We start from the raw sequence: 12,594 nt of genomic DNA on the forward strand, positions 1-12,594 counted from the left end.
TCTTAGCTCGCTTAATAAAACTCCGAATTCACGAAGTTTTATTGCTCGGTATAATTTACAATATTCATCGAGGCCTCCAACTCGGCCTCTTGATTTATTTCTATTTGAGGATTTCAACAGAACCAAATGAATATATTTTATTTCATTTGTGAAGCGGTATTAGAGATTGTAAAACGTCCTTTATCTTTTATATTAAGTTTGCTTGTTTTTATAATTCCAATATATTTTTTGGCGGTATCGGTTTTCCTTTACAGGGAAGGCGGGGCAATTTTAAAGCAGGAAAAAGAAAAATGGGGCAATTTTTTGGTTGAACTTGATAAGAATGCGGATACCCGGTTTTTGGAAGAACAAATAAAAAGTCTTAAAGAGGTAAAAGGCTTAAAAAATACCATGGACATTGAACCGGGGAAAATTATTTTCCAGGTAAGTCTAAACATTAATCTGGATGAGACCTTAAAAATAGAAGAGGCAAAAAGGATGATTTCCGGCCTGGAAGGAGTAAAGTTTGTTAAATACGAGGGTGAGCGAATTGAATACATGGAAGAAAAAAAGTTGATTTTAACAGTTTCGAGTTTATTTTTAGGTATAATATCTTCGATTTTTGTTGTAAAATATATATATTACAGATTTAAGAAAGAATCCCAGTTGAATAGTGTGCGGATTAAAATTCTGGAAGTGGCCGGCGCGGCTCCTTTTTATACATATGGTATTTTTATCGCAAAAGGGTATTTTGCTGGCTTAATCAGCGGTCTTTTGACTGTTTTGTTTTTAAATATAAGTTTGAAAAATATATTTTTGAATAATCAATTGCAATTTTTTATTTATCCGTCAACCGTGTTCATAATTATAACCGGGAGTTTATTTTTAATTAGTATAAACTACTATTTGGCTGTAAAAAAAGCAATAGACATCTGAATATTTAACTCATTTAAACGGAGGTAGGATTCCAATGAAAAAGAGATTATTTTTTTCGGCCATACTGATATGTTTAATCGCGTTAAGCCTAAATTTGGCCTTTATTCACGGGGGCGCGGCCACCAAAAATATCTTCCAGGACTTGCGCTTATTTTCCGAAGTCCTCCATATAGTCCAGGGCAATTATGTGGAGGAGGTTAAAAGTTCTGACCTGATTTACGGCGCAATCAAAGGGATGCTCTTAACGCTAGACCCTTACAGCCAATATATGCGCCCGGATGATTATAAAGAAATGCAGATACATACAAAAGGAAGTTTTGGAGGATTGGGCATTGTGATTGCAATTAAAGATAACTTTTTGACTATTATTTCCCCGATTGAAGGAACGCCTGCTTTTCGCGCGGGGCTGCATTCAGGAGACAGGATTATTAAAATTGACGGAGAACCCACTAAGGACCTCACATTGGAGCAGGCTGTTAATAAAATGCGGGGCCCAAAGGGGACAAAGGTTTCAATCAGCATCTTACGGGATGGAGAAGATGAACTTATGGAATTTGACTTAATCAGGGATCTTATTAAAATAAAAAGTATAAAAGCTAAAATGTTTCCTGACGGTATCGGATATATCCGCCTGATTGAATTTAAAGAAAACAGCGGGGAGGAATTAGGAAAGGCGTTGGATAAGCTGAAGGCGGAAGGTATGAAGTCATTGATTTTGGATTTAAGGCATAATCCCGGCGGGTTATTAAATGTTTCAGTGCAGGTCGCGGATTATTTTATTCCGAAAGGAGGGCTAGTTGTTTATACAAAAGGCCGGAGTCCGGACCAGACAGTGGAATTTCGTTCGGACAGGGAACCTATCGATAAAAATATTCCTTTAGTGGTCCTGGTAAATAAGGGCAGTGCGAGCGCTTCAGAAATTGTCGCAGGAGCAATCCAGGACCATCACCGCGGTGTGATTATCGGCGAGAAGACTTTTGGCAAAGCGTCAGTCCAGACTATTATTCCCCTTTCGGATGACTCAGGGCTACGTTTGACCACCGCGCGTTATTATACCCCAAGCGGCAGAAGTATACACGGTGAAGGAATAAACCCTGATTTGGTGATTGAGCTTTCTCACGCCGCCCAGATGAATATAGCTGAAAGTTCCCAGAAGAAAGAAAGTGAAGAAGTTTCTGTGCAGCAGACTAAATGGGAAGAAAAGCACGAAAATCTTACTTTTGAAGAGAAACTTGAAAGTTCGGAAAATGATGAGATAAATGTAAGGAAATTGACTGCATGGGAAGATGCCTATGGAACGGATGGAAAAGGAAATTTTGATGTTCAGTTGAAATGGGGTGTGGATGTTTTACTGGCACAGGAGGTTTATAGAAGCCTTTAGGAAAGATCGTGACCATATCTTTTTAAGATTAGGGAGCGGGTTTTAATATCCGCTCTCTTTTGTTTGTGATAGGAGAAAATATGTATATTCTCGGTATTGAAACTTCCTGTGATGAAACCGCGGCCGCGGTTGTAAATGATAAAAGCGGATTATTGTCAAATATTGTATTTTCTCAGTTAAAAATTCATAAACCTTATGGCGGCGTGGTTCCCGAGTTCGCGAGCCGTAACCATTTAGCGAAAACAAATATGGTTATTAACCGGGCAATTGAAAAAGCCCGCATAAAACTCACGGACCTGGACGCGATAGCGGTTACTTATAAACCCGGCCTTGTTGGTTCACTTTTGATAGGTATTTCGACAGCAAAGGCGTTAGCTTATGCTTTGAATATTCCTGTTATCGGAATAAACCATCTTTACGGCCATATTTACGCAAATTACATAGACGACAAAAGAAAAAAATTCCCGGGTATTGCCCTGGTTGTTTCCGGGGGGCATACAAGCCTGTTTCTTTGTTCAAATCATACTAAATTTTCACAGCTTAGCCAGACAAGAGACGATGCTGCCGGTGAGGCTTTCGATAAAGTTTCGAAGATTATGAATTTAGGTTACCCGGGCGGGCCTTTGATTGAAAAGCTGGCAAAAGAGGGGAATCCATCTGTATTTAAATTTCCTTTCGCAAGGTTTAAAAAAGGAAATAAATTGGATTTTAGTTTCAGCGGGTTAAAGACGGCGGTATGGTATGAGTATAATAAAAATAAGAACGCGGATAATAACTATTTGCGGAATCTTGCCGCCGGGTTTCAGCGGTCGGTTATTGAAGTTTTAGTCAGGAATACTTTTGAGGCCGCGAAAGAATGTAAAATTAAAAATATTTTATTGGCAGGCGGTGTGGCGGCAAATTCTGCTTTACGCAGGTCAATGGAAGACAAAGCAAAAAAGGAAGGATTAAATCTTTATTGTCCCCCTAAAAAATTTTGCACGGATAATGCGGCGATGATTGCAACCGCAGGTATATATAAATATAAAAAAGGAATGAAATTCAGATTTGATTTAGAGGCTCTTAGAACCGGGAATGAATTAAATGTTAAAAATAGGTAATCTTGAATTAAAAAATAATATTATTTTAGCGCCTATGGCCGGATATACCAATTTACCTTTTAGATTGCTTGTAAAAGAAATATCAGGCTGCGGTTTGGTATGTTCGGAAATGATAAGCAGCGAAGGATTGGTAAGAAAAAATAAGAAAACACAGGACCTCCTGATAAGCGCAAAAGAAGAAAAACCTGTCAGTTTCCAGATATTCGGAAACAATCCGGATGTGATGGCTGAGGCAGGTATATTTTTAGAGGAAATGGGAGCTGATATTGTTGATTTAAATTTCGGGTGTCCGGAACCCAAAATTGTGCGCGCAGGAGGCGGGTCAGTTTTATTAAAAAGCCCGCCCCTGCTTTTTTCAATAGTTTCGGCTGTCAGGAAAAAAATCAAAATTCCCCTGACTGTAAAAATCCGTTCCGGCTGGGACGAAAATAATATTAACGCGGTAATGGTTGCCAAAGGATGTGAAGACTGCGGGGTGGACGGCATTGTAATTCATCCAAGAACAAGGAGCCGGTTTTTTTATGGGCATTCTGACTGGCGGGTTATAAAAGATATTAAATCTGAAGTTAAAATTCCTGTAATCGGGAACGGAGATGTTGCAAAAGTTTCCGATGCGGAGGAAATGGCAGAAAAAACCGGCTGCGACGGAATCATGATTGGCCGCGGCGCGGTAGGCCGGCCGTGGTTTTTGATGCAGATAAACCATTATTTAACAACAGGGAAAAAAATAGAAGACCCGGATTTTTGCGAAAAAATAAATATCATGCTCAAACATATTGAATACCTTTGTTATTATAAAAGCAAAGAAAAAGCTATTTATGAAATGCGCAAGTATATCTCCTTTTATTTTAAGGGAATGTTTCACGCGAAAATATGGCGCAAAGAATTAATGGATATAAAAACAATAAACGGTGTCAGGCATTTTTTGGGGCAGATAAAAACATATGAAAAAACTCAATCTGTTTAACCTGGTTTTCCTTGTATTATTTTTTCAAAAAACCGCGATAGGTTTAGATGTTAAATTTTTTAAGGATAAATTTTTGACAGGAAAAACATTAGCGGGATTAGTAAAAGATAAAAACAAGGAAATAAGCGATGTCCAGGGAAATTTTATGGGTGCCGCGGTTGATTTTTTTCCCGGGGATGATGGAAGGTTTTATTGTATTAAAGGAATTAATATTTACGCGAAAGGCGGAGAATATCCGTTTCTTCTTAATATTCAGTATAAAAATGGAGAAAAAGAGGCAATTGAATATAAGTTTCTAATTGAAGGCAGAAAAATAGAAAAAAAAGAGGAAATAAAAATCCCGGATAAAAAAATAAAGGACATTACGAAAGAAAATTTGGCAAATGAAGATGTATATATAAGCAATATAATAAAACAAGTTACGGAAAAACGTATGTGGTGGAGTAATTTTATAATGCCTGTTGAGGGTGTCATTACTTCCTCTTTTGATTCTTTCCGTTCCATAAATAACGGTCTCACAAATTTTTTTCATCTGGGGCTGGATATCGCGTGCCCGGAAGGGACCCAGATCAAAGCTTCAAACTGCGGAGAGGCGGTTTTGACAGAAAAGTTGATTTCACGCGGGAATACGGTTATAATTAATCACGGGCAGGGGATTTTCAGTGTATATTATCACCTGTCTAAAGTGGAAGTTAAAGAAAAGGATTTTGTAAAAAAAGGCGATTTAATCGGGTTAGCCGGGCAAACGGGTATGTCAACAGGCCCGCACCTTCATTTTGGGATTTTTGCCAATAGGACGGCGGTTGACCCTGAAGATTGGCTGCAGGGCAGTATTGAAAAGTTTATTTTTGATCACGAGACCGCTGGTTTAAAGGAGTCTGAAAATGGCAGATAGAAATGTTTTAATAGGAATAACAGGGAGCATTGCGGCTTATAAAGTTTGTGAGTTAATCAGATTATTGAAGAATAAAGAATTTTCAGTAAAAGTAATTTTGACAAAAGCAGGAGAACAATTTGTCACACCCCTGACTATTGCCACTTTAACCGAAGACAGGGTGTACAGGGATTTATTTGCTGATGACATAGGGGCACAGTGTGCTTCGCCCCTGCTGGAACATATCAATCTTTCCGGGTGGGCGGATATTTGTGTGGTTGCTCCGGCAAGCGCAAATACAATCGCAAAAATTGCCCATGGCATAGCCGATAATCTTTTAACTTCAACTGTGCTTGCTTTACCCAAAAAAGTCCCTTTAATTATCTGCCCGGCGATGAATGTGAATATGTGGGAGAATAATATACTACAGAAGAATATTTTAATTATTAAAGAAACAGCGGAAATTGTAGGCCCGAAAAAAGGACAACTTGCCTGCGGTGTCGAGGGAATGGGAGCAATGGCGGATGTGGAAGATATATTAGCTGCTATATTAAAAAGATTTCATTGACAATTAAACATTGAGCATTGACAATTTTCAATTGTAAATTGTTAATGCTCAATTGTCAATTATAAGAAAATGTAAACATATGGAGTATGTGATGGAAAATAAGGAAAAGCCTTATATAAGCAAAAAAGAGATTATATACCGGCTTGTAATAAGCGGGTTTTTGCTTTTTATAGCCGGTATCGGGTATATCACGCTTCTTTATTCAAAGGAACTGAAAGGAATTAAAATTATATTGGGGGCTATTTTAAGTTTATGGAGTTTCCGGAGTGAAAAAGTAAAAGGATTTGTTTTAAATAAGTGGGTGATGCGCATCGGCGGGATTAGCCTGCTTCTGTCAGGCATTATCAACTATTTCAAATAGGCGCGGGAATCGTGAATAAAAAAAAAGGTGTTTTTATCACATTTGAAGGACCTGACGGCGGCGGCAAGAGCACGCATATAAAATTGCTTGCCGGGTATTTAAAAAAATGCGGGTATCCGGTAGTTATAACGCGTGAACCGGGCGGGACTACTCTGGGTGAGGATATACGCGGCGTGCTTTTAGACCCAAGAGTAAAAAACCTGTCGTTGTGGAGTGAACTTTTTTTGTATCTTTCATGCCGCAGCCAGATACTGGAAGAGGTGATAAAACCTGCGCTGAATTCAAAAAAGACAGTTCTCTGTGACCGTTTTATGGATGCGACAGCGGCCTACCAGGGTTTTGGAAGAAAAATAAATATTAAGCTTATTAATAAATTAAATAGATTACTGGTAGGAGAGTTTAAACCGGAGTTGACTGTTCTTATTGATATTGAACCGGAATACGGATTAAAAAGAAGCCGTATCCGGAATAATAAAGCCGACCGTATAGAAAAAGAGAAAATTGATTTTCACAGGAGAGTCAGGAAAGGATATTTAACTATCGCAGGAAAAGAACCCGGGCGGTTTCTGGTTATTAATGGTAACGACTCTTTGGAAAAAAACAGGCGGATTATTCAAAATGCCGCTGAAAAAGTAATCGTTAAACGTAAAATGTAAAACGTGAAATGTAAATCGTTAATTGTTTCAATCCTTTGCTATTCACGTTTTACGTATTACGATTTACGTGTTAAATTTGGGAGAAAGAATGTCCTGGGATAATGTGATCGGGCAAAAAAGAGTTATAGAAACATTAAAGAGAACAATCGGCAATAATCGTGTCCCGCAGGCATATCTTTTTACCGGGCCTGACGGGACCGGCAAGCATCTCGTTGCAAAAGAGCTGGCCAAAGCGTTAAATTGTCAAAAAAACACAGGCAATGCGTGTAATATTTGTTCTTCATGTTACAAAATAGAAAAGGGCATTCATCCGGATGTCCAGGTTATTTCCCCTTTTGGGAAGAGCGGCGGGATTAGGATAGAACAGATTTATGGCATCAGGGAGCGGATTTTTTTGAAACCCCTGGAGGGAAGATATAAATTTTACATTATTGACCAGGCGGAGGGACTGATTAAACCGCAGGAAGCGTCCGGAAATGCGCTTTTAAAACTTCTGGAAGAACCGCCGAATGATACAATTTTTGTTTTAATTCCTTCCGAAAGCAAGGCTCTGATTCCGACAATTGTTTCCCGGTGCCAGAAAATAAAGTTTGATTATCTTTCAATCAGCGAAGTCGAAAGGATTTTACAGGAAAAATTTTTTTATAATAAAGAGGACACGGCGCTGGCGGCCGCATTTTCTTTCGGCCGGGTTGACAGGGCATTATCTTTCAAAGATGAAAAAACAAAAACAGAACGGGAAGAGGTTTTTAATAATTTAAAAAGCCCTTTTCTGAAAAATTTTTTGAACTGGGCCAAAGATTTGGGCGCGACACGCGAAAAGGCAATGGATATATTGGATATAATGGTATTTTACCTGCGCGATATTTTGGTTTACAAGATTACAAACACTAAGGAAATTTTATTAAACCTTGATTATTTTTCAAATATCGAGGCAGAGCAAGAAAACACAATTGAAAGCATTTTAGGCAAAATAAGTTTAATACAGAAAACCAAACAATTAATCGAACAAAATGTTAATCTTCAGCTGGCATTGGAAGTTATGTTTATGGACATGACAGAAGAATAATAAAACAGGAAAATTTTTGCAAGGCAAGTTAATCTATGAAAGGGGGAAAAGCTCCGGTGAACAAAATGGTAGGGATAAAATTCAAGGATGTATGCCAGGTATATTATTTCGGTTTGGAAAATATTGAACTCCAGATTGGAGATGATTGCATTGTCCAGACTAAAGATACCATCGATTTTGGCAAGGTGGTTACTGAAGTAAAGACAGTTTTGGACGCGAATATGAATGATAGGCTTTCAGGAAGGATTATGCGCGCGGCGAATGAGGAGGATTATAAAAAACTTGAGGAAAACAGGAAAAAAGAAAAAGAGGCGTTTGATACCTGTATTGTAAAAATAAAAGAACATAATTTGCCGATGAAGCTTGTCTCTGTTGTATATACTTTTGATGCCAAGAAGGCGGTTTTTTATTTTACATCGGAAGGAAGGGTGGATTTCAGGGAATTAGTAAAAGATTTGGCTCATATATATAAAATAAGAATCGAACTTCGGCAAATCGGGGTCCGGGATGAGGCAAGGATGCTTGGCGGGTTTGGCAATTGCGGCAGGGAAGTGTGCTGTGCAACGTTTCTTGGCGATTTTGAACCTGTTTCAATACGCATGGCAAAAACCCAGAATATGATATTAAATCCCCAGAAGATATCGGGTATTTGCGGCCGTCTGATGTGCTGCCTCATGTATGAATATGAAATTTATAAAGATCTTTTGAAAGACCTGCCTAAAGTGGGAAGTAAAATAACCGTTAAAGAAGGACAGGGAAGAATAATCGCAATAGACCCCCTTCGCGGTATTGTCCGGATAAAACTTGAGAACGAAAACGAGATAGAGGTAAACGCCCAGGAACTGGTTAAAAAATAATATGCCTAAAAAATTTTATTTGACCACACCGTTATATTATGTAAATGACAAACCTCATATAGGCCATAGTTATACAAATATAGCTGTAGATACTTTTGCGAGGTATCAAAGATTAAAAGGGAAAAGAGTTTTCTTTTTAACCGGCACCGATGAACACGGCAAAAAAGTCGAGGATGCTGCGAGAGAACGGAATCTTACGGGGCAGGAACTGGCGGACCAGATGGTTGTCAGGTTCCGGGATTTGTGGAAAAGGCTGAATATTTCATACGATGAGTTTATAAGGACAACGGAGAAACGGCATAAACTCGCGGTAGAGGCGGTATTTATTAAACTTTTACAAAAAGGTGACATTTATAAAGGCGAATATGAAGGATGGTATTGCACGCCGTGCGAGACGTTTTTGACCGAGACGCAGGCGGAGAACAATATTTGCCCCGACTGTAAAAGGCCTGTTGAAAAACTGAAAGAAGAAAGCTATTTCTTTAAAATGTCGAATTACCAGAAAAAGCTGATGGAACATCTTGAAAAAAACAAGGATTTTATAGTTCCATCTTCAAGATATAACGAAATTTATAGTTTTGTCAAAAGCGGGCTGAACGATTTAAGCGTTTCAAGGACCAATTTCCAATGGGGGATTCCTGTCCCTAATGACACAAAACACGTTGTTTATGTGTGGTTTGACGCGCTTATAAATTATATCACAGCCGCCGGTTACGGTATAAATAACAACGTATTCGAAGAACGGTGGCCCTCGGATGTCCATTTTATAGGAAAAGACATACTTAAGTTCCACGCTGTAATCTGGCCCGCGATTCTTTTCAGCCTTGAGCTGGAACCGCCTAAACGTATCGCCGCCCACGGCTGGTGGACGGTTGAAAAGAAAAAGATGTCAAAATCCCTGGGAAATGTGGTTGACCCTGTTGAGATGGTTGAAAGGTTCGGCGTTGACCCGTTCCGTTATTTTTTGCTACGGGAAATTCCATTCGGGCTTGACGGCGATTTTTCGGTTGATTTATTGATAAAAAGAATTAACGGTGACCTTGCGAATGACCTGGGGAACCTTTTGAACCGGAGCCTTGTAATGATTGAAAAATATAATAATGGGATTGTTCCGGAAAAAGGGACGCCTGAAAATGAGTTAAAAGCGATGTTTTATGAAATTCTGCCCAAATTCAACAATGCCATGGATGATATCCAGTTCAGCGAGGCCTTGACGGAGTTATGGCGGCTTGTCCGCCTGGCCAATAAATATATCGATTCACAGGCCCCGTGGAAATTGATAAAAGAGGGAAAAACGACGGAGGCCCTGCAGGTCCTTTATGACCTGGCTGAATCTCTGCGGATTATTTCAATCCTGATTCGTCCTTTTATGCCGGAAACTTCAGAAAAAATTTGCGGCCAGCTCGGATTAACGGTAAATTTTGAAAAAGTTCTTATTGATGAAGCTGTCTGGGGCAAATTCCCTCCAAACATCAAAACAACCCGCGGCGAGCCGATTTTCCCGAGGATAGAAAAATAGACTCTATTTTTTATAATCCTTATTATTCAAATCTATTTAAATCAATGCAGAATGTCAATAATAGTGATATGGTTTATGTGGATTTATTTGATATGATAAATATTAAAATTTAATATTTAAATAAAACTATATTTTTTACTTGACAAGCAATTGTTTTTCTGATAAGCTGTCTCAAAATAAGATTTATCGGAGAATAAATGACATCTAAAAGTTTAAAATCATTTGCAGAAAAATTATTTAATGGCGCTCCATTATATAGTGTCGCAAAATTAATTGAAGATAAGAAAGGAATACCGGTTATAAATATTAAAGATATATCAGATGATAGGATTGAGATTCATAATCTTAAAAAATTTTCATTGAATAATTTTAAAAATGCCGAACACTATATTGTTTATCCTGATGATATACTTATTACCTGCCGTGGTACTCAACTAAAAATTACAGTAGTTCCTAATAGCTTGCCAAAAGCAATAATAACGTCTAATCTCATAGCCATTCGTCTAACCAATGAGGTACTTCCAATATTTCTGGCCGCGTATTTAAGAACCAGGGAAGGGCAAAGAGTTCTTTTATCAAATATTGCATCTTCAACAATGCAGCTTGTATTAAATATATCTGATATTAGTGAGATTAATGTCCCTGTCCCGGCTATAGATTTACAGAAAAAAATATCTAACCTTGCTGATATTTCAGAAGTACAATATCGTTTAAGTATAGAATCAGCTAATTTGAGAAAAGAAATTACAAATCAAATAGTAATGGATATGTTAATGAATAAGGAGGATTATCGTGGCGAAACTGACCAGTTCTGAATTGAATAATTATTTATGGGGGGCAGCGGATATTTTACGAGGTTCTATTGATTCGTCGGATTACAAAAATTATATCTTTGGTTTTCTATTCCTAAAGAGGTTGTCGGATGTTTTTGACGAAGAGGCGGAAAAGATTGAACAAAGAGAATTGAAAAGGGGTGTATCAAAATCCGAAGCGCAAAAAATAGCGCGGGAAGACCCGGACGAACATCAATTTTTTGTTCCCAGGCGCGGCCGGTGGCCTGAAATAAGAAAAATTTCTCAAAATATTGGGGATACGATTAATAAAGCCTGCGGTGTATTGGAGGATCAGAATCCCGCGTTAGAAGGGGTATTGGCAGATATAGATTTCAACTCAAATAAACTCGGAGACGCTAAAAATCGTGATTCCGTTTTATCCCGCCTCGTTAATCATTTCTCTCAAATTGACCTGAAAAATTCAAATCTTGAAGATCCGGACATTCTTGGACAGGCTTACGAATACCTGATCGAGAAATTCGCGGATGATGCCGGTAAAAAAGGCGGGGAATTTTTTTCGCCGCGGAAGGTTGTTCAGCTTATTGTTGAACTTTTAAAACCAAAAGAAGGTATGCGTATCTGTGACCCGACCTGCGGTTCAGGCGGTATGTTGATTGAATGCGCGCATTACATTGAAAGGAAAAAAGGCAACGCGAAGAATATTTCTTTATGCGGCCAGGAGAAAAATCTTGGAACGTGGTCCATATGCAAAATGAATATGCTTTTACATAATTTCCCGGACGCGGATATTCAAAAAGGTGATGTAATCCGCGATCCGAAATTCGTTAAAGACGGGGAATTAGTGCTTTTTGACAGGGTAATAGCTAATCCGCCTTTCAGCCTTGATAGCTGGGGTACTGAGGCGGCCGAAAATGATGGTTATGTCAGGTTCCGCTATGGCATTCCACCTAAAACAAAAGGCGATTACGCGTTTGTTCAGCACATGATCGCGACATTAAATAATAACGGTGTCGCGGGGGTTGTGATGCCTCATGGTGTTCTTTTTAGAGGGGTGTCTGAAGGCAGGATTAGAAAGGCTTTGTTGGAAGAAGATTTTTTTGAGGCAATTATTGGGCTGGCGCCAAATCTTTTTTATGGGACGGGCATTCCCGCGGCAATTTTAATATTAAACCGCAATAAACCAAAGGAGCGAAAAAATAAAGTTTTATTTATCAATGCCTCAGAATATTATGAAGCGGGCAAAAACCAAAACAGGCTGCGTAATGAAGATATAGGAAAAATTGTTAAGGTTTTTGATGAATACAAAGATATTGATAAATTTTCCCGCATTGTTTCACTTGATGAAATCAGAGAAAATGATCATAACCTTAATATCAGCCGTTACGTTGATATAACCGAACCTGAGCAGAAGATTGATGTAAAAGAGGCCCTCGCTAAATTACGTGAACTTGAAAAAGAACGGGATAAGGCGGAGAAAAAAATGAATGAGTGTTTGAAGGAATTGGGGTATGAATAAACCAAAGGAGGATCATC

13 protein-coding genes are annotated in these 12,594 nt (G+C 38.6%); all 13 read left to right on the plus strand.

The features are described from left to right. The first annotated feature begins 126 nt into the window (after positions 1-126). Complete coding sequence (locus AB1498_08295) at positions 127-915, plus strand: hypothetical protein (protein MEW6088289.1); 789 nt, start codon at positions 127-129, stop codon at positions 913-915. 34 nt (positions 916-949) lie between these two features. Next, on the plus strand, positions 950-2,296 hold the full coding sequence (locus AB1498_08300) for a S41 family peptidase (GenBank protein MEW6088290.1): 1,347 nt from the start codon (positions 950-952) through the stop codon (positions 2,294-2,296). An 80-nt stretch (positions 2,297-2,376) separates the two neighbouring features. Further along, positions 2,377-3,396, plus strand: a complete 1,020-nt coding sequence (gene tsaD / locus AB1498_08305) for a tRNA (adenosine(37)-N6)-threonylcarbamoyltransferase complex transferase subunit TsaD (GenBank protein ID MEW6088291.1) — start codon at positions 2,377-2,379, stop codon at positions 3,394-3,396. Beyond that, a complete protein-coding gene (dusB, locus tag AB1498_08310; protein MEW6088292.1) occupies positions 3,380-4,363 on the plus strand; it encodes a tRNA dihydrouridine synthase DusB in 984 nt (327 codons plus the stop codon). The genes tsaD and dusB overlap by 17 nt, the downstream gene beginning before the upstream one ends. Next, positions 4,341-5,258, plus strand: coding sequence for a M23 family metallopeptidase (locus tag AB1498_08315; protein MEW6088293.1), 918 nt, complete (start codon positions 4,341-4,343; stop codon positions 5,256-5,258). Before dusB ends, AB1498_08315 begins: the two co-directional genes overlap by 23 nt. After that, the gene (locus tag AB1498_08320) at positions 5,248-5,805 is read left to right on the plus strand and encodes a flavoprotein (protein ID MEW6088294.1); all 558 of its coding nucleotides are present in this window, start codon (positions 5,248-5,250) and stop codon (positions 5,803-5,805) included. Before AB1498_08315 ends, AB1498_08320 begins: the two co-directional genes overlap by 11 nt. 91 nt (positions 5,806-5,896) lie before the next feature. Then, complete coding sequence (locus AB1498_08325) at positions 5,897-6,166, plus strand: hypothetical protein (GenBank protein ID MEW6088295.1); 270 nt, start codon at positions 5,897-5,899, stop codon at positions 6,164-6,166. 11 nt (positions 6,167-6,177) lie between these two features. After that, positions 6,178-6,822: a dTMP kinase gene (gene tmk / locus AB1498_08330; GenBank protein ID MEW6088296.1), complete on the plus strand. Its 645-nt coding sequence runs from the start codon at positions 6,178-6,180 to the stop codon at positions 6,820-6,822. An 88-nt stretch (positions 6,823-6,910) separates the two neighbouring features. Continuing rightward, positions 6,911-7,891, plus strand: coding sequence for a DNA polymerase III subunit delta' (locus tag AB1498_08335; GenBank protein MEW6088297.1), 981 nt, complete (start codon positions 6,911-6,913; stop codon positions 7,889-7,891). Between the two features lie 65 nt (positions 7,892-7,956). Beyond that, positions 7,957-8,748: a stage 0 sporulation family protein gene (locus AB1498_08340; GenBank protein MEW6088298.1), complete on the plus strand. Its 792-nt coding sequence runs from the start codon at positions 7,957-7,959 to the stop codon at positions 8,746-8,748. A 1-nt stretch (position 8,749) separates the two neighbouring features. Continuing rightward, on the plus strand, positions 8,750-10,267 hold the full coding sequence (gene metG / locus AB1498_08345) for a methionine--tRNA ligase (protein ID MEW6088299.1): 1,518 nt from the start codon (positions 8,750-8,752) through the stop codon (positions 10,265-10,267). Positions 10,268-10,464: 197 nt separating this feature from the next. Further along, the gene (locus AB1498_08350) at positions 10,465-11,082 is read left to right on the plus strand and encodes a restriction endonuclease subunit S (GenBank protein ID MEW6088300.1); all 618 of its coding nucleotides are present in this window, start codon (positions 10,465-10,467) and stop codon (positions 11,080-11,082) included. Further along, on the plus strand, positions 11,060-12,577 hold the full coding sequence (locus tag AB1498_08355; GenBank protein ID MEW6088301.1) for a type I restriction-modification system subunit M: 1,518 nt from the start codon (positions 11,060-11,062) through the stop codon (positions 12,575-12,577). The genes AB1498_08350 and AB1498_08355 overlap by 23 nt, the downstream gene beginning before the upstream one ends. Positions 12,578-12,594 lie beyond the last annotated feature (17 nt).

This window comes from bacterium, from assembly GCA_040754625.1.
In the GTDB taxonomy this organism is placed as follows: domain Bacteria; phylum JACRDZ01; class JAQUKH01; order JAQUKH01; family JAQUKH01; genus JAQUKH01.

Excerpts from the sequence above, each read along its gene's own strand:
- dusB (MEW6088292.1), top strand. The coding sequence starts at position 3,380 with ATGTTAAAAATAGGTAATCTTGAATTAAAAAATAATATTATTTTAGCG.
- AB1498_08335 (MEW6088297.1), top strand. The coding sequence starts at position 6,911 with ATGTCCTGGGATAATGTGATCGGGCAAAAAAGAGTTATAGAAACATTA.
- AB1498_08325 (MEW6088295.1), top strand. The coding sequence starts at position 5,897 with ATGGAAAATAAGGAAAAGCCTTATATAAGCAAAAAAGAGATTATATAC.
- AB1498_08340 (MEW6088298.1), top strand. The coding sequence starts at position 7,957 with ATGGTAGGGATAAAATTCAAGGATGTATGCCAGGTATATTATTTCGGT.
- metG (MEW6088299.1), top strand. The coding sequence starts at position 8,750 with ATGCCTAAAAAATTTTATTTGACCACACCGTTATATTATGTAAATGAC.
- AB1498_08300 (MEW6088290.1), top strand. The coding sequence starts at position 950 with ATGAAAAAGAGATTATTTTTTTCGGCCATACTGATATGTTTAATCGCG.
- AB1498_08320 (MEW6088294.1), top strand. The coding sequence starts at position 5,248 with ATGGCAGATAGAAATGTTTTAATAGGAATAACAGGGAGCATTGCGGCT.
- AB1498_08315 (MEW6088293.1), top strand. The coding sequence starts at position 4,341 with ATGAAAAAACTCAATCTGTTTAACCTGGTTTTCCTTGTATTATTTTTT.
- AB1498_08350 (MEW6088300.1), top strand. The coding sequence starts at position 10,465 with ATGACATCTAAAAGTTTAAAATCATTTGCAGAAAAATTATTTAATGGC.
- AB1498_08295 (MEW6088289.1), top strand. The coding sequence starts at position 127 with ATGAATATATTTTATTTCATTTGTGAAGCGGTATTAGAGATTGTAAAA.
- tsaD (MEW6088291.1), top strand. The coding sequence starts at position 2,377 with ATGTATATTCTCGGTATTGAAACTTCCTGTGATGAAACCGCGGCCGCG.